Origin of the sequence: Pedobacter miscanthi (assembly GCF_003315595.1) — a bacterium.
GTDB classification, from domain to species: domain Bacteria; phylum Bacteroidota; class Bacteroidia; order Sphingobacteriales; family Sphingobacteriaceae; genus Pedobacter; species Pedobacter miscanthi.
In genome coordinates this window covers 1-20,320 of sequence record NZ_QNQU01000015.1, presented here as the reverse complement: position 1 = coordinate 20,320, position 20,320 = coordinate 1, and the positions used below count along the sequence as shown (strand labels likewise).

The window sequence follows — 20,320 nt, the reverse complement described above, 5'->3', positions numbered from 1 at the left end:
CAATTGTTGTACAAACAGGGTTATGCTATAAACTTAAAAATATAAACTATGCAGTGGTTTGGTAAAGGCAGTAATAATGTAGAAGACGGTAGAAGCGGAGGTGGGGGCAGAACCGCTATTGGCGGTGGCATCGGTATTATCATTGTGGTACTCGGATTAATTTTCGGGAAAGATTTAACCGGTGTGGTGAGCCAGATTCCGGCAGCAACCGGAACCGAAGAAGTAAAGCAGGGTGTACCGGCCAACGATGCGCAGGCACAGTTTGTTTCGGGTGTGTTAGAATCTACAGAGCAGGTTTGGGATAAGGAATTTCAGGCCATGGGCAAGGAATACGAATATCCAAAATTGAGGTTATTCCGCCAGGCAGTGCAAACAGCCTGTGGAAATGCAAGTGCCAATGTTGGCCCGTTTTATTGCCCTGGCGACCGTAAAGTATATATCGACCTTTCATTTTACGACGAATTGAAAAACCGCTTTGGCGCTGCCGGCGATTTTGCGCAGGCTTACGTTATTGCACACGAGGTTGGACACCACGTGCAGAATTTACTGGGTATTTCAGAAAAACTTGACCAGGCCCGTGGAAACGTGAGTGAAAAAGAATATAACCGCTTATCGGTTAAACTGGAGCTGCAGGCCGATTTTTTTGCCGGTTTGTGGGCACACAATGCACAAAACCTAAAAGATTTTAAACTGGATGAAGGTGATATTGAAGAAGCCCTAACTGCTGCCAATGCCATTGGCGATGATAAACTGCAAAAACAGGCCACAGGTGATGTACAGCCTGATTCGTTTACCCATGGTACTTCAGCACAACGCATGTACTGGTTTAAAAAAGGCTTCGAAACAGGTGATATAAAACAGGGTGATACCTTCAATTCAAATAATTTATAAAAAATTAAAACTTTTTTAAAACACTGTTGTTTGTTTACAGTTAATGAGATTTTTGTCTCAAAACCAAACATAATTATCCCGGCTTCTTATTTGTTTTAATAAAGATGATCCTTATAGTTGATGACAGGCCCGAAAACCTGATCTCGTTACAAAAAGTACTACAGGCACACAATTTTGAAGTTGATACCGCATCATCTGGCGAAGAGGCACTGAAAAAAGTGCTGAAAAACAATTATGTCCTGATTATTCTGGATGTGCAGATGCCAGATATGGATGGCTTCGAAGTGGCAGAGGCCATATCGGGGTTCAGCAAGGCAAAAGATACAGCAATAATTTTTCTTTCGGCCGTAAATACCGAGCTGAAATTTATCACCAAAGGATATCTGAGTGGTGGTTTAGACTACATTACCAAACCTGTTGATATCAATGTGCTGCTGCTTAAAATCAAAACGTTTTACCGCATTTACGAACAGAACAGAAAACTGAACGAGGTGCAGGAAAAACTGCTCGAAGAAATCGAATTCCGTAAACAGGCCGAACATAAAAAGGACGAATTTATCAGCATCGCCAGCCATGAGCTAAAAACACCCCTAACCAGCGTAAAAGGTTATATCCAGCTGTTGCAGAGAAGCCTGAACAGGGATGATAAAACGATGGCGCAAAACCATCTCGAAAAAGCCAGTATACAGCTCGAAAAACTTAACGACCTGATTGTTGACCTGCTCGATATTTCTAAAATTGAAAGCGGTAAGATGAAGTTTAACATGAAAAGCTTCTGTGCCGATAATATGGTAAACAACGCCATCGAAATGTTGCAGCAATCAAATCCTGATTTTAAGATCACTAAAATCGGCAAATCCGACGAGATTATTTTTGGCGATGAAATGCGCCTGGAACAGGTGGTAATTAATTTTATTACAAATGCCATTAAATATGCGCCAGGCACCAATCAGGTTAATGTAACCATTAATATCAAAGATGAAAAACTTTACCTCGCTGTAAAAGATTTCGGCATCGGCATATCTAAAGAACAGCAGAATAAAATATTCGATAAATTTTACCGTGTAGAAGAAAACAGCAACCGTTTTAACGGCCTGGGCATCGGTTTATACATCTGTTCAGAAATTATCAACCGCCACGGCGGCACCATTGGCGTAAACAGTGTGCCTGATGAAGGATCGGAATTTTATTTTATCGTTCCCACTACAGAAGAAGAAATCCTTAAAAACCAGATCTAATTATCCTTAATTAATATAATGAAAACAACTCTTAAAAATAATTTACGTTTGGGCCTCGGCTTATCGCTAATTATTCTCTTTATCAGTTCGCTGGCTTCGTATATAAGCATTAGCAACCTGATTAAAAGCACAGACCTGGTAAAACATAGTGATGAAGTGATCCTGAATACCGAAGGGGTGATTTCTACCTTAAAAGATGCAGAAACCGGACAGCGGGGTTATCTTTTAACCGGTAATAAGCTGTTTTTACAACCTTACTATGGTTCTACCGATACTGCAATGGCTACCTTGAACCGTATCGAGGCGCAAACTAAGGATAATCCGATTCAACAGAAAAATGTTGCCGAACTAAGAAATATTTTATCGCGCAGGCTCAATATAATTACCTCAACGATCGAAATTAAATCGCTGGGCGGACAGATCGATCCAACGGTGCTTTTACAGGGCAAAACCTATATGGATCAGGCCCGTAATGTGGTTAACCGCATGGTAAAAGAAGAACGCCGACTGCTTGAAACACGTACGGCAGAATTAAATAAACTTACTTCCTACACACCGATCCTGATTCTGATTGCAGCTATTCTGGCTATACTCATTACCTTGTTTTTCTACAGAAAAGTATCCATTGATTTTGATGAACGTGTTAAGCTCCAAAAGGAAATTGAGGATAAAAAATATGAGATGGAAAAACGCATTGTGGCCATTAAAGAAATTGCCTATCAGATTTCAAATGGTAATTATGGCGTAAAACTCGATAGCCAGACACAGGATGACATCGGCGAGCTGTCTGAGTCGTTGAATACCATGTCGTTTTCATTGAAAAAATCTTTTGATACGCTTGAAGAAAATGAATGGCTGCAAACGGGAGTGGCAAACCTGAACGTAAAAATGGTTGGCGAAAAAGATGTTTTCCATCTTGCCGAAGATATTATCGAATTTCTGGCCAATTATACCAAAAGCCAGATTGGTGCACTTTACTTATTTAAAGACGACGGTTACCTGCATTTAAAAGGTCAGTACGCTTTAAAAGGGCAAAATTTGACTGAAAGCCTTGAAATTGGGCAGGGATTGATTGGTCAGGTGGTTAAAACCGGTAAATCGATCCTGCTGGAAGATGTACCACAGAACGAATTATCGATTACTCATGCCACCGGTAATATTAAACCTGCTCAGTTAATTGTATTGCCGATTATCAGGAACGAAATTTCTATCGGTGGGTTAGAGCTGGGTACCATTGGTAAATACAGCGACCTGCAACTGCACTTTTTAAATCTTGTATTATCTGATGTGGGTACTGCATTGCTGGGCGCTCAGAACCGTCAGAAATTGCAACAACTGCTGGAAGAAACCCAGGCACAATCAGAAGAGTTACAGGTACAGCATAACGAACTGGAAGGATTAAATGCCGAACTTGAAGCACAGGCGCAGAAACTTCAGGCCAGCGAAGAGGAATTACGTGTACAACAGGAAGAACTGCTGCAAAGCAACCAGGAACTGGAGGAAAGAAGCAGTTTGCTGGAAGAGAAAAATGAACTGATTGAAGAAAGAAATATCGAAATACAGCAGAAAGCAGAAGCACTGGAACTAAGTACGAGATATAAATCGGAATTTTTGGCTAACATGTCGCACGAGTTAAGAACACCGCTTAACTCTATCTTGCTGTTATCGCGTTTAATGGCCGAAAATGAAGCAATGGACCGCGAGCATCAGGAATATGCGGAGGTTATCCAGAGTTCAGGTCAGGGTTTATTAAGTTTGATTGATGAGATTCTGGATCTTTCTAAAATCGAGGCCGGTAAAATGGAACTGGACAGGACAAACATCAAAATTGATGAGATCATCCTCAATATGCGTTCGTTATTTAATCCCCTGGCGAAAGAGCGAAACCTCAATTTTGTTGTCGATAAATCAGCAGAAGTACCTGAGTTTTTCCATACCGATAAAATGCGTTTGGAGCAGATTATCAAAAACCTGCTATCAAATGCCATTAAATTTACAACCGTAGGTTCGGTAACCCTTAACATCAGTAAAAATGAGAAGTTAGGTGCATTGGTCTTCAAAGTTACCGACACTGGTGTTGGTATTGCTCCTGATAAGCAGGGAATGGTGTTCGAAGCCTTTCAACAGGCAGATGGCTCTACACGCCGTAAATTTGGTGGTACAGGCCTTGGACTATCCATTAGCCGCGAGCTCGCCAAATTGCTGGGCGGTTACATCGATTTAAAAAGCACAGAGGGCGAAGGCAGTATTTTTACATTAACCCTTCCGATCGACAAAAACAAGGGTTTCGATGGTGTAGTAAGTAATTTTGAGAAACCTGTAATTGCTCCGCCTGCCGAACCCGTTGTTAAAAAGGCAAGTAATTTAACTGTGGCCAATATTCCGCAGGAAATTGAAGACGACCGTGATAATATCGAGCCCGATGACAAAGTAATTTTAATTGTGGAGGATGATACCCCTTTTGCCAAAACACTTTTAGATTTTACACGCAAAAGAAATTATAAAGGTTTGGTTGCCGTACGTGGTGATGTGGGTATAGAAATGGCGAAAAATTATAAACCACTGGCCATTCTGCTCGATATTCAGTTACCGGTTAAAGATGGCTGGCAGGTAATGGAGGAGTTAAAATCAGATCCTGAAACCCGGCCGATCCCGGTACACATCATGTCATCGCTACAGGTTAAAAAAGAAAGTTTGTTAAAAGGAGCAGTTGATTTTATCAACAAACCTTTTGCTTTTGAGCACATGCAGGAAATTTTTTCTAAACTGGAACATGCGCTGAGCCGTCACCCTAAAAAAGTGCTTATTGTTGAAGAAAATGAGCAGCATGCCAAAGCATTAAGCTACTTTTTAAGCAACTTTAATATCCAGACAGAGATTGTGAACCAGGTACAGGAAGGTGTTTCGGCATTACATAAACCAGAGGTTAACTGTGTAATTCTGGATATGGGTATTCCGGATAAACATGCTTACGAAACGCTTGAGGTGGTGAAGAAAACGCCTGGATTGGAAAACCTTCCGATTATTATTTTTACAGGTAAAAACCTTTCAAAAGGCGAAGAAAACCGCATTAAACAATATGCTGATTCTATCGTGGTAAAAACAGCACATTCTTATCAGCGTATTTTGGATGAAGCAGGCTTGTTCCTTCACCTGGTTGAAGAAAAAAGTAAGGAAAAAACTAAAGCGCCTAAAAAATTCTCCGAACTGCAGGATGTACTGGTGGGTAAAACCGTTTTGGTAGCCGATGATGATGTGCGGAATATCTTTTCGCTTACCAAAATGTTAGAGCAACACCAAATGAAGGTAATAGCTGCAACAGATGGTAAAGAAGCACTAAAATTATTAAACGAAAACCCTGAAGTTGATGTGGTTTTAATGGATATGATGATGCCGGAGCTGGATGGTTACGAAACCACAACGGCGATCAGGCAGGATATCAAATACCGGAACCTGCCTATTTTAGCGGTAACTGCAAAAGCAATGATGGGCGACCGTGAAAAATGCATTGCTGCGGGCGCATCCGACTATATCAGTAAACCCGTTGATATGGACCAGCTGATTTCTTTATTACGTGTTTGGCTTTACGAAAACCACCATAAATCATAACCCATTTTTATTAAAGTATGCCTCAAAAATTAATTCTCATTATTGATGATGATAACCGAAACATTTTCGCTTTAAAAGCTGTTTTAAAGGCCAAGGGTTTTGATTGTTTATCTGCTATAAGTGCCAAAGAAGGCTTTTCTATTATGGAAAAGCAAAATAACGTTGCTATCGTTTTAATGGATATGATGATGCCCGATATGGATGGTTATCAGGCCATTGCAGCCATGAAAAAATCGCCTAAAATGCAGGATATTCCGGTATTGGCCGTTACTGCGCAGGCCATGGTAGGCGATAGGGAGCGTTGTTTATCAGCAGGAGCATCAGGATATGTTTCAAAACCAATAAATGTTGACGAATTATTGATCCAGATAGAAAAATTTACAAAATAAAATAGTGATAAGTGATGCGATAGATAATGAACAGGTAGAACTCCTGTTAAACGATGTTCTGGAAACTCATGGCTACGATTTTCTTGAATATTCGCATGCATCGATTAAAAGGAGGATTACCCGCCTTTACGCATTGGATAACTTTGTAAGTTTTGCCGAATTCCGTTATACAGTTAAAACAGATAAGCAGTATTTTAAGCGGTTTTTAGAAGAAATTACGGTTAATGTGACCGAAATGTTCCGCGATCCTTCGTTTTATAAGGCATTAAGAGAAGATGTGCTCCCTGTTTTGGGTACTTACCCCTTTATCAGGATTTGGGTGGCAGGCTGTTCTACAGGAGAAGAGGCTTATTCGCTTGCCATAGTTTTAAAGGAACTCAACCTGCTTAACAAATCGCTTATTTATGCTACCGATATTAATCCATCAGTACTGGATAAGGCAAAAAAAGGAATGTTTCCGCTTAATTATCTGAAACAGTATTCTGAAAATTACCTGCAATCAGGAGGGCTAAAAGATTTTTCTACTTATTATACTGCAAATTATTCGCTGGCCAAGTTCGACGAAACTTTGAACAGTAAAATGATTTTTTCTACACATAACCTGGTATCTGATCATTCTTTTAACGAATTTCAGCTTATTTTATGTAGAAATGTGTTAATTTATTTCGATAAAGAGCTACAGCACAAAGTATTTAACTTATTCGATGGAAGCATCGAAAAATTGGGCTATCTTGCCCTGGGAAGTAAGGAAAGCCTTGAGTTTTGGCCAAAAGCCAAAGAGTATAAACGCATAAGACTGGAGAAAATATGGCGCAAACTGTAAAATCTGGTTCCTGTGCGGCATTAATTATCGGTGGTTCGGCTGGTAGTTTGGATGTGTTGCTCGAAATTTTCCCTAATTTAAAAAACGATCTCAATTTTCCGATTGTATTGGTGGTACACCGTAAGGCCAGTAACGAGTCGCTCTTAACCGATCTGTTACAGAGTCGTACCAAATTAAAAGTTAGAGAGGCCGAAGAAAAAGAATTTTTAACCGCGGGGAAGGTTTTTATTGCCCCTGCAGATTACCATACACTGATTGAGGATGACGGCAGTATTTCGCTTGATTATTCAGAAAAAGTGAACTATTCACGCCCCTCTATCGATGTTACCTTTCAGGCAGCAGCAGAGGTGTTTAAGGAAAAAGTAGTATGTATTTTACTTTCGGGTTCCAATGCTGATGGGGTAGAAGGATTAAAAAGTGTAAACAATTATGGGGGTAAAGTGGTTATACAAAATCCAAATACAGCCATAATGCCGTACATGCCCCAACAGGCGGTACTGGGTGTAAGGCCACATGTAATACTGGACAGCCATGAGATGGCTGATTTTATAAATAATTTAAATGATTAATTTGCTTTCGGAGGTAATATGACAGTTGCAAAAAAGGTGTTTGTTTTTGATGATAACAGGGATATCCTTGATTTATGTACATTTATTTTGGAAGATGCAGGTTATGAAATCAAAACATCTGAAAATGCCAACAATATAGAAGAACAGGTGGCCGAATATATGCCCGATCTGATTTTTATGGATAACTGGTTGCCCGATTTGGGAGGCATACAGGCTACAAAGGCCCTAAAAAGCCATCCGGATTTAAAGCATATCCCGGTGATTTATTTTTCTGCAAATAACGACATTTCATCATTGGCGGATGAAGCGGGGGCCGATAGTTATTTATCTAAACCTTTTGATATTGCTGCGCTTGAAGAGATTGTGAAGAAACATTTGAGTTAGCAGTAAGACTCACGAAATTTAAAATAGCCTGTGCGTTGAGCGAATTTCGTTAGTCTAGGTAAGGGCTTTACTAAACTTCCGAGGTTTCCCCTTGACTTTCGGCTTTATTAACTAAGCAATCATTTAAGCCTTCCCCCAAATTCTTGTATTCAAATCGAGTTCTTTAACAATATCGTACATAAATTTAATTACGGTAATGTCTTCATCCATAATGGTAGGATCTAGTAAAGACTTAAAAACCGGGGCTTCGAAATAATTTCTTTCAAGCGGAAAAGCAATGTACATCCTCGATCCGATAAAGGATAAACTGATGGTATATTTAGATTGATGGTTGAGGTTTAATATCCGCTCCATCATCACGGGGGTAAGGATATATCTGGCTTCAACCTGATCTGATCCATGTGTTACAAAAGTCTTATCGAAATCAGTATTTTCCAGTTTAACCACATCATTACCGCCGAACGAAAAAACATTCTTCGAAAACCAGGCCCCCAGTGCTGCACCGAAATCTTTCGGTCTCACTACAGTAACACCATTAAAGTTTTTATTAAAATCTGCTACAAAAATAATCCCTTTAAAAATTTCGTGCCATTCGGTTCTTGTTCCGTTTTTGGTTTGGGTAACAGTTTTATATTCCGCGTGTACCTCTGCAAAATAAAAATCTGTTTTACCAGCGGTGCCCGTTACCAGATCTTCGGTACTGTAACGATCAGGGTCGGTGTTGAAAAGTTGACAATGCCTGAACTCGTGCTCCCCGATACCACTATTTGGCGTTATGGTAAGGCTTTGATCTAAAAATTTTAGCGCCGCACCTATTACATCGCGCTTGTATTGATTACGGTATATACTTTGTTCTGAGTAAGCACTGGAGAGTTTTATACCCCCAAATATGCCTAAGGCCACAATACCTATAAAACCAGGGATAGGGAAACCCAAAACGAAGGAAAGAATTAGTATAGCTACACCACCTGCAATAAAAAGATAGCCCTTTTTCTGACCGGAGGCAATGTTTTTACGCTGATCCTCCATTCCAGCCAAAACCTGTTGTAAGGCTGTATTGCTTTCGATACCTAAGGCCATTAATTGTTAAAAAGCTCTTTGGCGCTGATGTTTTTACGCTCTTCTGCGGCGGTCTCTAACACAGCGATAGGCTGGAAATTTAACATGCCGGCAAAAAGGCTACCCGGAAACATCATAATTGAGTTATTATAATCTGTAACAGCCGAATTGTATGTTCTTCTGGCTGCTGCAATTTGTTCTTCGCTCTCTGTCCAGGTGCTTTGCAGGTTAATAAAATTGGTATTGGATTTTAAATCAGGGTAGTTTTCTATATTTACCATTAAACCTTTTACACTGCTGCTTAACTGGGCATCTAATTCTGCCTTTTCTGCATTGCTGATATTCCCTGATGTAGCTCTTGATCTCAGCTCAACTATTTTGGTTAATGTACCCTGCTCATAATTGGTGTATTGCTTTACCACTTCAACAAGGTTCGGGATAAGATCGAAACGTTTTTTGAGCATTACATCAATGGCAGAGAATGCATTAATAACCTGGTTTTTCTTTGCAATTAGCAAATTGTAGAAGAAAATGCCAATGAGGAATATAACAACAAGAATAATAATAACGATGATCATAATTTAGCGTTTGGATTTAGAGAATAAATATAAGAAAAGGTTACAAAATCTTAACGTTTTCATTTTGCTCGCGTTCTTTTTTCAGGCGGCGTTCCATTCTTTTTTGTACCCTTAAATTATGACTGGCCCGCATGGCCTTAAAATTGGCAATATGTTTACGTACTTCTTGCTGCTTCTCTTCGGTGATGCCGATGCTATACTTTATGCCTGTAAAAAGGCTCCTCCAGATCAGGTTAAAAAACGAAGTATTGGCAGGTCTGCTATAGTTAACATCAACCGGTATTAATTTGCCATCTGCTCCCGGATTTTCAGATTTAATGATGAGGGCATTCGCCAAAAAAGACAGAAAACCACGTGTAACTAGGTGATCTTTTGTCGGGTCGTTCTTCATCAATGCCACAGAAAGATCGTAATATGAAAAGGCAACCGTTCCATTAGCGCCAAAATCGTTCGCTTTAAAGTCGAATTTCAGCTTGTCAACATTGCCCCGGTTTATGCGAACAAGCCCGAGTGGTTTGGTAATCTGGTTTAACACCCTTGCATTAAAATTATGAAGCACCCCGTTATAAGAAAATTCACCATCTTTTGCGGTAAGGTTAAATTTGAAGTTTACGTCGAGTTTCCCCTGTCCAAACAGGTAAGTATTCAGGTTAACCTCCATAATGGGGTTTATGGCTTTGATCTTATCGAGGTTGGTGGCATTTTTTATAATTCCCGATGTATTTTCAAAACTAATTTGTCCGCGTTGGTTGCTCGCACTGTTATACACCGCATAATTGATATTTACGTCTTTCAGCTGTATTTTTTGTACCAATATAGGGGCTTTAAGTAACTGCAAAAGCTGATGCGGAAATTTACCTATCTTATTTTCCTGGGGTTTACTTTTGATCCCATTTTGATTAAAAACAGAGATATGACCATTAGAAATTGCCATTTCTTTAGCCCAAAGCTCTTGTTTGCTGATATATAGTGGTAAATCTATCCCGTTTAGCATAATATCCTTCATGCCAATATCAAAACGTTCGCGGGCGTAACCTGCCACTTTACCGAATTGCATTTCATCATGTAAAGGAACGAGGGCAAAACTATTAATCCTTAATTTGCCCGTTGTAGCCCTGAAATCCAGTTTTTCCACCTTAATATCGTACATTTTATCAGGTGTATGGTATACGTAGTTGTTCAGGTTAATTACGATATCTTTCAACAGGTAAAAACGTTTGGGATCGTCGGCAGAAGTAGAATCGACCAGTAAATCTGTTAAGGTGATATTCAGGTCGTCGATATCGAAAGGAACAGAATTGGGTACATTTTTATTCACGTATTTAAAGCCTACATCCTTAAAGCGGATAGTTTTAATGCTAAACTCTTTCAGGTTTTTGGAAATGATATCGTAGGGCGAATTTATTGGTCGGGGCGCACGGCCTTCGTTAAAGGCAAACTGCTGGTTAACCATGGTTACCTCCGGTTTATCAAAAATAATTTCTCCGATCTGGAGTTTTTTTTCGCGGTAAAGGGTTAAGGGATGAAAGTGTTTTACCACCAGTTTTTTTAAAGAAACTGTATACAGGTTATTCGGAGCCCTTTTTAGGGCAATCAATTGTTTAAAACGATTGGTATCGGGTGTAATCTTTACATTTTGTAAAGTGGCATTTCCTGTAACCACATTGGTTGATACCGTGGTAAAGCTTATGGTGTATAAACTATCTGTAGATTTATAAAGTAGTGTTTTAATCCTATCCGTTAATATCGGCCTCGATTTTACATTAAGAAACCATGTTATACCGGCAAGTAAAATAAATATACCAAGCAATATGCCTGCAATCCATTTAAAAACTTTATAAGGGTATCTTTTAGTATCAGGCATTAACAATAGGGCATGCGGTGTTTTATCAGCAATATACGGTTATATGACATATTTTAGAAATGTGCCTTAGTTTTTTTCCCGTTTTGCTTTTCTCGCAGCTTTCCTGTCTGCCCGTTTTTGCTCCCTTATTTTTTTGGCAATTACTTTTTGCTGTTTTACCGGATTTTTTTCGGGAACAATGCCCACGCCAACAATATCCTTTATACCCACAAAAACAGTCTTCCACATCAGGTTAAAAAATGAGCCTGAATTAATCCTTGTATTGGTCATATTTGCCGTTCTGGGTGCTTCACCTTTTTGTGGGTTTTCATTTTTAACCAAAATGGTATTTGCCAGGAAAGACAGAAAGCCTTTTTCCTTAGTGCCTTCGCCATCAATATTATCCGAAAGCAGTTTTACCTTCAAATTATTGTAAAGCATATTCATCGATCCTGTTGCCGATCGTAAATTTCCGCTCGCCTTAAAATCAATATGTTGTATATCGCCACTTTCTATTTCGATCAAGCCCAGCGATTTTGATAGCGGATTGAGGTTTTTAAGGTCAAATTTGCCCATATTGCCACTGTAGGTAAATGCGCCATTGTTATCCGTAAGATTAAAATCTATTTTTACGTTCAATTTGCCTGCGCCCATTAAAAGGGTATTTAAATCGGCAATAGCATGGCTCTTTTTGGTGAGCTGAACACTATCGTTGGTTACATTGAAAATATTACCGGTGAGGGCTTTAAAATTAACCGATCCGGTTTTTTTACTGGCGGGATTAAACTCCGAATACTTCACGTTTACATTACGAAGTTTAACTGTATCAATTAAGGTTGGGATATTTAATCGTTTTAAAGCCATGTGCGGATAATTCTGGCCTTTATCAAGACCCGGCGGCGGTGGCGATTCGCGACTCATGAACACTTCTACATTTGCCGGACCGATTCTTAACGATTTTGCATGCAGCTGCTGGTTGGTATTTAAACCGATAAAATCGACACCATTAAATTCTATTTTTTCAAAAGCTAAATTATAGCGGTCTTTCTGGATTTTATATTTGCGGGCAAAGGTAAGTTCATCATATAAGGGAGTTAGTTTAAAGCCCTTAACTATTATTTTTTTGGATGAGGTAGAGCCTTTAACCGTATCAACTTTCATCGAATACATTTTGTCTTTTGTAACCGATTTATAGCCAGTCAGTTGAAAAGACACATCTTTCGTGTAGTAAAACCTTGTGGTATCGCTGCCCGATAACGAATCCAATAAAAAATCGTTAACCGTAATATCAAGGTGTTTAATGGAGTTTTTCGTCTTTTTAGCCGCGGTTTTATTGATGTAATCGAAATCGGCATCTACAATTTTAATACTTTTAACATGTACCGATTTAAAGGTTTTAGAGATCTGTTCGTAAAGCGATTTTTCATCTTTTAAGGTATCCGGTTTCTTGGTAACCTTATTAAAAATCATATTGATGGAGGGTTGCTGTAACAGGATTTCGCTTACATCTATCCGTTTTTTAAAATAGGCCGTTAATATCCCAACCCGGGTAATCTGCAGTTTCTTTAATTTTAGCTCGAAAGTGTGCGCTGGTGCCAATTGTTTTTTCTTCAGACTATCGAAAACCGAAGTATCCGGGGTTAAGGTAACATCGCGCAGGGCCAAACTACCTGTAATTACATTCAGGTTAATGCTTTTAAAATCAATCCGGTATAAATGATGCGAACCATTGTAAACACCATCCTTTATTTTTTCAGTAAGTATAGGTTTCCACCGGGCACTTAAAAACATGGAACCAAAGGCAACAATTAATACCAGTATACCCAGGATACTTCCTATCCAGGTCCAGATTTTGTGTTTTCGTTGAGCTGTCATTATTCGTGGCTTATCGATAGGTAACAGATGGGAGAGAGAAAGGTTTTTTTGATAAAAAGCGAAAAGACTAAAGGTGAAAACCAAAGATTGAAAATTATTGAATGGCTTGATGGTTAAATTGTTTTTTGGAGCGCAGGGACAGTATAGAAAACGGTGTTTGTGTTATTATGCTGGCGGCTTAATGCAGTTCCTTTGTTTCTAAACCCGATAGGACGAATGCCGATCTTTCTATCGGCAGTAGGGATAGCGGGGCCACAGCCAGCCACATACACCGGACCGTTCATTTCCAAAAAACTAAAAGTGAGAATATTGCTAATGGCTTGATGGTTAAATTGTTTTTTGGAGCGCAGTGGCAGTGTAAACAATAACGTTTGTTCCTTTGCTTCGCTTGTACGCTTCGGCCATCGTTCCTCCTGCCTGCAGGGTACCGCTTCGCCAAGGGCTAAATTGGTTAGGCCGGTGGCGCGGAAACCCCTCATAGCTGCATGAACAAATGTAATGTAAACCCGACCGTAGCGGGATGCCACAATTTTTTCAATTGGGGCAGAAGCGGGGGCGGGACTACAGCCCGCCATATACACGGAACCCTACATTTTCAAAAAATCTTTAGCGATCTAATAATTACGTTATTATGGCGCTTCCAATCTTAACGCTGTTGATATACTCCATCATGAAAGATTGTTTCGTCGTTCCTCCTCGCAATAACGTTAAAGGTCATAGGATCATAATCCCACTGTAAACATTTAAACAAAATATGTCAAATTGTCACTTTTAATTTTATTTATGTATTTTTGCAATCCCCAAAATGTTTTTAAATAATGATTGATTTACAAGTACCAGATAAGACGCACGATGAGGCCAGACAAGGTGAAGCTTTAATTTTAGATACACCTGTAAAAGCTGATGCCCGTAAGTTATACATCGAAAGTTATGGTTGCGCCATGAATTTTGCTGATAGCGAGATTGTTGCTTCTATCCTTTCAGAAACAGGATTTGAAACCACAGGGGATTACCACCAGGCCGATGTGATTTTCATCAATACCTGCTCTATCCGCGAAAATGCCGAAACCAGGGTAAGAAACCGTTTATCGCAGTTTGGGGTAGAAAAACGCCGTAACCCGAAACTAATTGTGGGGGTTTTAGGCTGTATGGCCGAACGTTTAAAATCTAAATTTCTGGAAGAAGAACGTTTGGTTGATGTAGTAGTTGGGCCTGATGCTTACCGCGATTTGCCTAACTTAATTGAACAGGTAGAAAGCGGCCATAAAGCAGTAAACGTATTACTATCACGCGAAGAAACCTATGCCGATATCAGTCCGGTGCGTTTAAACAGCAACGGAATTACTGCATTTATTTCCATCACCCGTGGTTGCAATAACATGTGTTCTTTCTGCGTGGTTCCTTTTACCCGTGGCCGCGAACGTAGCCGCGATGCCCATTCTATTATTGAAGAAGCAAAAGCATTGTTCGAAGCAGGCTACCGCGAGGTTACCCTTTTAGGACAGAATGTAGATTCGTACACCTGGGCCTCGGAAGATGGTACCGAAACCGTTAATTTTGCCCAGCTTTTAGCGCAAACAGCATTGGTTAGCCCTGATTTAAGGGTAAGGTTCTCTACCTCACATCCTAAAGATATTACCGACGAGGTTTTACATACCATTGCCAAATACGATAACATTTGTAACTATATTCACCTGCCTGTGCAATCCGGAAATACCCGTGTATTGGAATTAATGAACAGAACTTATACCCGCGAATGGTATATTAACAGGATTGATGCCATTCGTAATATTATTCCGGGTTGTGCAATTTCTACCGATATCATCGCAGGTTTCTGTACCGAAACAGAAGAGGAACACGAAGAAACCTTGAGCATGATGGATTATGTACAGTATGATTTTGCCTATAACTTTACCTATTCGGAAAGGCCGGGAACTTTAGCTGCCCGTAAACTGGAAGATGATATTCCTGAAGAGGTGAAAAAACGCCGTTTAGCCGAAATTTTGGCCAAACAGCAGGCACATTCATTAATGCGTTTGCAGGAATGGGTAGGTAAAACCGTTCGCGTATTGATTGAAGGTACTTCTAAAAAATCCGACCTTGATTATTGCGGAAGGGGCGATAATGGCGCAATGGCCATTTTCCCTGCAATTGAAGGCGTTAAACCTGGTGAATACGCAAATGTGTTTATTGAAAAATGCACTTCAGCTACGCTGATCGGAAGAATAGTTTCGTAGCATAAAGCTAAAAAACTAAAGCAGAAAGCGAACATAACCTGAAACTCCCAGTCTTGATACTAGTTATTTGATACTAGAGATAGGCACTTGACACTAAAGAATGTATACACAAAATATTAAACAGCGGTTCGGAATTATTGGCAATTCGCCATTGCTTAACCGTGCCATAGATATTGCAAGCCAGGTAGCACCAACCGATATGTCGGTGTTGATTACCGGTGAAAGTGGTAGCGGTAAGGAGGTTTTCTCGCAGATTATCCATCAAATGAGTGCCCGTAAACATGGTGCTTTTATTGCCGTAAACTGTGGTGCTATCCCCGAAGGAACAATAGATTCGGAGCTTTTTGGTCACGAAAAAGGATCTTTTACCGGTGCACATGAGGCCCGTAAAGGTTATTTTGAGGTGGCTAACGGTGGTACCATCTTTTTAGATGAAGTTGCCGAGCTGCCTTTAGGTACGCAGGCCCGTTTATTGCGTATTTTAGAAAGCGGCGAATATTTGCGCGTAGGTTCATCTAAAGTTCAAAAAACAGATGTACGTATTATTGCCGCCACCAATGTTGATGTATACAACCGCGTAAAAAACGGAAAATTCCGTGAGGATTTATATTACAGGTTAAATACCGTTCCATTGCGCATTCCGGCTTTACAGGAACGTAAAGAAGATATTTACCTCTTGTTCAGGAAATTTGCTGCCGATTTTAGCGATAAATACCGTAGTCCGGCTTTACACCTTGAGCCTGACGCCATTCAGATTTTAACCAATTACAGCTGGCCCGGAAACGTACGTCAGTTGAAAAATATTGCCGAGCAAATCTGTGTGTTGGAGAAAGACCGCAATGTTACCGGACAGGCTATTTTAAACTATATTCCTAATGAAGCGGGCAGTAATCTGCCAATGGCCATCAATTCTCAGTCAAAAGAAGATTTTACAGAACGCGATATTTTGTACAAAGTACTTTTTGATATGAAAAAGGATATGGTAGAGCTTAAAAAACTGGTTGCCGAAATTATCCAGCATGGTGGAAATACAGCTACCGTTTTAGCTGATAATCCTCAATATATCAATCAGCTATACCGTGATGTAGAATTGCCGGTAGGGCAGGAACATGCTTTTACCATCCAGCACCCAACGCCTGTAAATAATAACGTAAACAATAACAACAACAATAACGATTATTTTGCGCACGAGGCCGAAGAGGTAGAAGAGTCGCTTTCATTGGTTGATAAAGAATCAGACCTGATTAAAAAAGCGCTGAAAAAACACAAGGGCAAACGCAAATTTGCCGCGCAGGAGCTGGGCATATCAGAACGTACGCTTTACAGGAAGATTAAGGAATTAAACCTGTAATTTACCTATAGCCACATATCAATTCTGTTCAAATTACGTTCCCTAATAATTCAGATCTATTTTCGATAATGATGAAAATTAAAATATTTGCCTTAATCCTCCTTACCTCTGTATTAAGTGCCTGCTCTTATAAATTTAGCGGAGCTTCTACAACAGGATTAAAAACGGTGGTGATACGTCCCTTCGAGAACAATGCGCCGCTGGTAGTGCCTACCTTAAGTAACCAGGTAACCGAATCGTTAAAAACCCGTATCCGTAACCAAACCAAACTGATTATTGCAACAACAGGAGAAGGCGATGCCTCTTTTGAAGGCAGGATAACCGGTTACGAGATCAAACCTGTGGCACTGCAAAATAGTGCTACGCCTACTTCGGGTGCGAACAGGCTAACCATTACCGTTTCTGTTAAGTATAAAAACAACCTGAAAGAACACGAAAAAGAAAGTTTTGAAGAAAGCTTTACTAAATATTTCGATTTTCCGATAACAGGTGCGCCAATCCAAACATTATTGCCCGGTGCTATCGAGAACATTAACAAGCAATTATCCGAAGATATTTTTAACCGTGCCTTTGCACAATGGTAAATAAAGCAGGATTGTACACGATAAAATTTTAAAAACCCGTCTACATTTTTTTAACTTAGCACCAAACCTTCGATAATGGATAACAAAAAGCTACTGGCAGATTTACTCGCGCAACCTGGAAAGGTGAGGCCAGAGCATGCATCCATGTTGCAGGAAATGGTTGCTCAATATCCTTATTCGCAGCCGATCCATCTGCTTCTGGCAAAAGCCAATGCCTCATTTGTGCCAAAGGCCGCTTTGTATGGTCAGGGCCATGTACTCTTCCATGTACTTAATATGGTTGCGGTTGATAATGAAGATGTTGAAGCTGCAGTAGCTGAAAATACACACGAAGAGCAGGATGTTTTTGAAGAGGTAGAATCACTTAATGATGAAAATCTTACTTCGTTGGAAGAAGTAATTGCTGAAACTGAAGTTTCAGATGATATTCAGGACACTGAAAAGGTTGAAGAGCTTAAAAATGATCTACCTGCTGTAAATCCAGCGGTTGAGATAGAAACACCGGATCACCTGCCGGGTACTGATAGCCATTTAACCGATGCACCTGCGGTTGATGATTCTTTCATCGAAAGTGTAGCTGCAATTGATTTTTTTGCCTTTGAGAAAAAAATGGGTACCGAAGTGGTAACACATGCGCCACACATCGAAACGGTAGTACCTGATGATCCTGAAGTGAATTTTGTTTCGCAGTATAACGACGACAAACTTCCGTATACCTTTTTATGGTGGCTGGCTAAAACCCGTAAAGAACACGAACAGGTTTTTCAGCCTTATGCACCTGTAAATCCAAATAATTTAAGGCCACAAGCGCAAAATACCCAGCAACAGGAACGGGCAGAGTTTCAGCAGCAATATGTAGAGCATATTTTCCATATCCAGACGCCTTTTGAGGTAGCCGATCATCTGGCCGAATATCCTGCTGCAGAAGTAAAGGATGTTAAAGGTGCAGAAATTATTGAGCGCTTTTTGAAAGAAGATCCAACAATCAAGCCGCCTAAACCAGAGCAGATTGATAACGAAAATAAAGCAAAAAAGAGTGCAGAAGATAATTACGACCTTGTTTCGGAGACTTTAGCCAAAATTTATATCGAACAGATGCTTTATCACAAAGCCATAGATACTTATAAAAAATTAAGTTTGAAATATCCGGAAAAAAGCCGTTACTTTGCCGACCTTATCCAATCTATAGAAAAGAAATTTTAAAAAATATAATATTACCATGGTAACCTTTTTAATCATTTTATTAATTATTGCGTGTGTAGCCTTAGGCTTGTTTGTTTTAATACAAAACCCTAAAGGTGGTGGTTTAGCTACCGGCGGCGGCACAAGTAACATGTTTGGTGTACAACGTACAGGCGATGTTTTGGAAAAAGGATCGTGGGTTTTGTTAACTGCAATAGTAGTGCTAACCCTTGCTGTTACTACAATTGCTAAAACCAGTGGTGGTTCTGCAGCTGTTGGAAACTCAGCTATTCAGGAGCGTTTGGATAAAACACCTTCACCATCTCCGCTTGGAGGCGGCCTGAACAGCACTAAACCTGCCGCAACACCGGCACCGGCTAAAAGCGATTCGACTAAAAAATAATTAATTATCGATAAGATTTTAAAAGCTTTCCTCAAAAGGGAAAGCTTTTTTGGTTTTTAACATTTTTTGGCTGTGATGCATAGAGAAATGCTTGTTAACACACATTTAACATAAAAAGCCTTAAATTGCAGCATGAAATTAAGTGTGCTGGTTTTATTTACTGCTCTTGCCGTTGGACTTTCTATCGGTATGGTTAATTTTTATTTTCAGCACAGCTGGTATTACCTCGCTATTTCTTTCGGGGTATCGTTTCTTTGCAGTTTCCTGGTTTTCTATTACCTGCTCGAAAAATACATTTACACTAAAATCAAGCTTATTTACAAGCTGATCCATAACCTTAAACTGGGAAAAGATTTAAAGGACGCCCTTGGCGAGTATGTAAGTTCGGATCCGATTAATGATGTAGAAAATGAAGTAAAGGAATGGGCCGGAGCGAAGAAAAAGGAAATAGATCTTTTGAAAAAGCAGGAACAATTTAGAAGGGAATTTCTCTCCAATGTTTCACACGAATTTAAAACGCCGCTTTTTGCCATTCAGGGATATATCGAAACTTTGCAGGATTGTTTGGTAGATGATCCCGACCAGGCGGTTCTTTTTTTAAAAAAGGCAGAAAACAACGTAGAGCGTTTAAGTTACCTGATTAACGACCTGGATGTAATTTCTAAACTCGAAACCGGCGAATCGCCCATTAATTACCAAAAATTCGATTTTGTGCAGCTGGCCAAAGAGGTAATGGAAAACCTGGAAGACCGTGCAAATGCCAAACACATCAAATTATTTTTTAAAGATAAATATACCGCGATAACACCAGTTTCGGCAGACAGGGAGAAAGTACGTCAGGTACTGATTAATTTAATTGTGAACAGTATTAAATATGGCATTGATGGTGGCGAAACCGCAATCAAAATTTTTGAACTGCACGATCAGGTTTTAATCGAAGTTACCGATAATGGTATCGGTATTGAAGAAAAGCACTTATTGCGCCTTTTTGAGCGCTTTTATCGCATTGATACACACCGCGCACGCGAAGTTGGCGGAACGGGTTTGGGTCTGGCGATTGTTAAACACATTTTAGAAGCCCACCAGCAAACCATTTCGGTGAGGAGTACACCGGGTATTGGTACTACTTTTGCATTTACCCTGCAAAAAGGAGGGTAGTGCTTTTAACAACAGAGGGCAAAGAGAAAAGACACAGAGACAAGTTCAGATCTGTGTTAATCTGTGCATCTGTGGCTAAAAATTTTGTAACCCTACGCCCTCGCCTTGGTTCGTGTCTCCACCAATGCTATTAACTTAAGCTATTTA

The 20,320-nt window shown here is 39.9% G+C and carries 18 protein-coding genes; 13 read left to right on the top strand and 5 right to left on the bottom strand.

Annotated features, from left to right (window positions below):
* Positions 1–48 precede the first annotated feature (48 nt).
* The 7 genes from ypfJ to DRW42_RS17160 all read left to right on the top strand — a co-directional run bounded on the left by ypfJ (position 49) and on the right by DRW42_RS17160 (position 7,903).
* A complete protein-coding gene (gene ypfJ, locus DRW42_RS17190; protein ID WP_113950073.1) occupies positions 49–891 on the top strand; it encodes a KPN_02809 family neutral zinc metallopeptidase in 843 nt (280 codons plus the stop codon).
* 104 nt (positions 892–995) lie between these two features.
* Positions 996–2,129 (top strand): sensor histidine kinase, encoded by a 1,134-nt coding sequence (locus tag DRW42_RS17185; protein ID WP_113950072.1) that lies wholly within the window; start codon positions 996–998, stop codon positions 2,127–2,129.
* An 18-nt stretch (positions 2,130–2,147) separates the two neighbouring features.
* Positions 2,148–5,738 (top strand): response regulator, encoded by a 3,591-nt coding sequence (locus DRW42_RS17180; RefSeq protein WP_113950071.1) that lies wholly within the window; start codon positions 2,148–2,150, stop codon positions 5,736–5,738.
* Positions 5,739–5,755: 17 nt separating this feature from the next.
* Positions 5,756–6,127: a response regulator gene (locus tag DRW42_RS17175; RefSeq protein ID WP_113950070.1), complete on the top strand. Its 372-nt coding sequence runs from the start codon at positions 5,756–5,758 to the stop codon at positions 6,125–6,127.
* Between the two features lie 4 nt (positions 6,128–6,131).
* The gene (locus DRW42_RS17170) at positions 6,132–6,950 is read left to right on the top strand and encodes a CheR family methyltransferase (RefSeq protein ID WP_113950069.1); all 819 of its coding nucleotides are present in this window, start codon (positions 6,132–6,134) and stop codon (positions 6,948–6,950) included.
* Positions 6,935–7,519 carry a chemotaxis protein CheB gene (locus DRW42_RS17165; RefSeq protein WP_113950068.1) on the top strand — a complete coding sequence of 195 codons (585 nt, stop codon included), beginning with the start codon at positions 6,935–6,937 and terminating at the stop codon, positions 7,517–7,519. Before DRW42_RS17170 ends, DRW42_RS17165 begins: the two co-directional genes overlap by 16 nt.
* A gap of 18 nt (positions 7,520–7,537) precedes the next feature.
* The gene (locus tag DRW42_RS17160) at positions 7,538–7,903 is read left to right on the top strand and encodes a response regulator (RefSeq protein ID WP_113950067.1); all 366 of its coding nucleotides are present in this window, start codon (positions 7,538–7,540) and stop codon (positions 7,901–7,903) included.
* A gap of 123 nt (positions 7,904–8,026) precedes the next feature.
* Here the strand turns inward: DRW42_RS17160 and DRW42_RS17155 are convergent, their stop codons facing one another.
* The 5 genes from DRW42_RS17155 to DRW42_RS17135 all read right to left on the bottom strand — a co-directional run bounded on the left by DRW42_RS17155 (position 8,027) and on the right by DRW42_RS17135 (position 13,737).
* A complete protein-coding gene (locus DRW42_RS17155) occupies positions 8,027–8,983 on the bottom strand; it encodes a DUF3137 domain-containing protein (RefSeq protein ID WP_113950066.1) in 957 nt (318 codons plus the stop codon).
* Positions 8,983–9,540, bottom strand: a complete 558-nt coding sequence (locus DRW42_RS17150; RefSeq protein ID WP_113950065.1) for a LemA family protein — start codon at positions 9,538–9,540, stop codon at positions 8,983–8,985. Before DRW42_RS17150 ends, DRW42_RS17155 begins: the two co-directional genes overlap by 1 nt.
* Before the next feature lie 40 nt (positions 9,541–9,580).
* Positions 9,581–11,404, bottom strand: a complete 1,824-nt coding sequence (locus DRW42_RS17145) for a hypothetical protein (RefSeq protein WP_113950064.1) — start codon at positions 11,402–11,404, stop codon at positions 9,581–9,583.
* A 66-nt stretch (positions 11,405–11,470) separates the two neighbouring features.
* A complete protein-coding gene (locus DRW42_RS17140; RefSeq protein ID WP_113950063.1) occupies positions 11,471–13,258 on the bottom strand; it encodes an AsmA family protein in 1,788 nt (595 codons plus the stop codon).
* 113 nt (positions 13,259–13,371) lie between these two features.
* Positions 13,372–13,737 (bottom strand): hypothetical protein, encoded by a 366-nt coding sequence (locus tag DRW42_RS17135; protein ID WP_147243772.1) that lies wholly within the window; start codon positions 13,735–13,737, stop codon positions 13,372–13,374.
* A 339-nt stretch (positions 13,738–14,076) separates the two neighbouring features.
* On the opposite strand from DRW42_RS17135, the gene miaB reads away from it, so the two are divergent.
* From miaB to DRW42_RS17105, 6 genes are all read left to right on the top strand, one after another.
* Positions 14,077–15,495 carry a tRNA (N6-isopentenyl adenosine(37)-C2)-methylthiotransferase MiaB gene (miaB, locus tag DRW42_RS17130; protein WP_113950061.1) on the top strand — a complete coding sequence of 473 codons (1,419 nt, stop codon included), beginning with the start codon at positions 14,077–14,079 and terminating at the stop codon, positions 15,493–15,495.
* 100 nt (positions 15,496–15,595) lie between these two features.
* Complete coding sequence (locus tag DRW42_RS17125) at positions 15,596–16,846, top strand: sigma 54-interacting transcriptional regulator (RefSeq protein ID WP_113950060.1); 1,251 nt, start codon at positions 15,596–15,598, stop codon at positions 16,844–16,846.
* A gap of 68 nt (positions 16,847–16,914) precedes the next feature.
* Positions 16,915–17,430 carry an LptE family protein gene (locus tag DRW42_RS17120; protein WP_341866236.1) on the top strand — a complete coding sequence of 172 codons (516 nt, stop codon included), beginning with the start codon at positions 16,915–16,917 and terminating at the stop codon, positions 17,428–17,430.
* A 75-nt stretch (positions 17,431–17,505) separates the two neighbouring features.
* Positions 17,506–18,633 (top strand): hypothetical protein, encoded by a 1,128-nt coding sequence (locus DRW42_RS17115; RefSeq protein ID WP_113950058.1) that lies wholly within the window; start codon positions 17,506–17,508, stop codon positions 18,631–18,633.
* A gap of 16 nt (positions 18,634–18,649) precedes the next feature.
* Entirely contained in the window at positions 18,650–19,015 is a 366-nt protein-coding gene (gene secG, locus DRW42_RS17110; RefSeq protein ID WP_113950057.1) for a preprotein translocase subunit SecG, read from the top strand.
* Between the two features lie 132 nt (positions 19,016–19,147).
* Positions 19,148–20,173 (top strand): sensor histidine kinase, encoded by a 1,026-nt coding sequence (locus tag DRW42_RS17105; RefSeq protein WP_113950056.1) that lies wholly within the window; start codon positions 19,148–19,150, stop codon positions 20,171–20,173.
* The last annotated feature ends 147 nt before the right edge of the window (positions 20,174–20,320 follow it).

What these genes read in the sequence shown, in the direction of transcription:
- ypfJ (WP_113950073.1), top strand. Translation starts at nt 49, where the DNA reads ATGCAGTGGTTTGGTAAAGGCAGTAATAATGTAGAAGACGGTAGAAGC.
- DRW42_RS17185 (WP_113950072.1), top strand. Translation starts at nt 996, where the DNA reads ATGATCCTTATAGTTGATGACAGGCCCGAAAACCTGATCTCGTTACAA.
- DRW42_RS17180 (WP_113950071.1), top strand. Translation starts at nt 2,148, where the DNA reads ATGAAAACAACTCTTAAAAATAATTTACGTTTGGGCCTCGGCTTATCG.
- DRW42_RS17175 (WP_113950070.1), top strand. Translation starts at nt 5,756, where the DNA reads ATGCCTCAAAAATTAATTCTCATTATTGATGATGATAACCGAAACATT.
- DRW42_RS17165 (WP_113950068.1), top strand. Translation starts at nt 6,935, where the DNA reads ATGGCGCAAACTGTAAAATCTGGTTCCTGTGCGGCATTAATTATCGGT.
- DRW42_RS17160 (WP_113950067.1), top strand. Translation starts at nt 7,538, where the DNA reads ATGACAGTTGCAAAAAAGGTGTTTGTTTTTGATGATAACAGGGATATC.
- DRW42_RS17155 (WP_113950066.1), bottom strand. Translation starts at nt 8,983, where the DNA reads ATGGCCTTAGGTATCGAAAGCAATACAGCCTTACAACAGGTTTTGGCT.
- DRW42_RS17150 (WP_113950065.1), bottom strand. Translation starts at nt 9,540, where the DNA reads ATGATCATCGTTATTATTATTCTTGTTGTTATATTCCTCATTGGCATT.
- DRW42_RS17145 (WP_113950064.1), bottom strand. Translation starts at nt 11,404, where the DNA reads ATGCCTGATACTAAAAGATACCCTTATAAAGTTTTTAAATGGATTGCA.
- DRW42_RS17140 (WP_113950063.1), bottom strand. Translation starts at nt 13,258, where the DNA reads ATGACAGCTCAACGAAAACACAAAATCTGGACCTGGATAGGAAGTATC.
- DRW42_RS17135 (WP_147243772.1), bottom strand. Translation starts at nt 13,737, where the DNA reads ATGAGGGGTTTCCGCGCCACCGGCCTAACCAATTTAGCCCTTGGCGAA.
- miaB (WP_113950061.1), top strand. Translation starts at nt 14,077, where the DNA reads ATGATTGATTTACAAGTACCAGATAAGACGCACGATGAGGCCAGACAA.
- DRW42_RS17125 (WP_113950060.1), top strand. Translation starts at nt 15,596, where the DNA reads ATGTATACACAAAATATTAAACAGCGGTTCGGAATTATTGGCAATTCG.
- DRW42_RS17120 (WP_341866236.1), top strand. Translation starts at nt 16,915, where the DNA reads ATGATGAAAATTAAAATATTTGCCTTAATCCTCCTTACCTCTGTATTA.
- DRW42_RS17115 (WP_113950058.1), top strand. Translation starts at nt 17,506, where the DNA reads ATGGATAACAAAAAGCTACTGGCAGATTTACTCGCGCAACCTGGAAAG.
- secG (WP_113950057.1), top strand. Translation starts at nt 18,650, where the DNA reads ATGGTAACCTTTTTAATCATTTTATTAATTATTGCGTGTGTAGCCTTA.
- DRW42_RS17105 (WP_113950056.1), top strand. Translation starts at nt 19,148, where the DNA reads ATGAAATTAAGTGTGCTGGTTTTATTTACTGCTCTTGCCGTTGGACTT.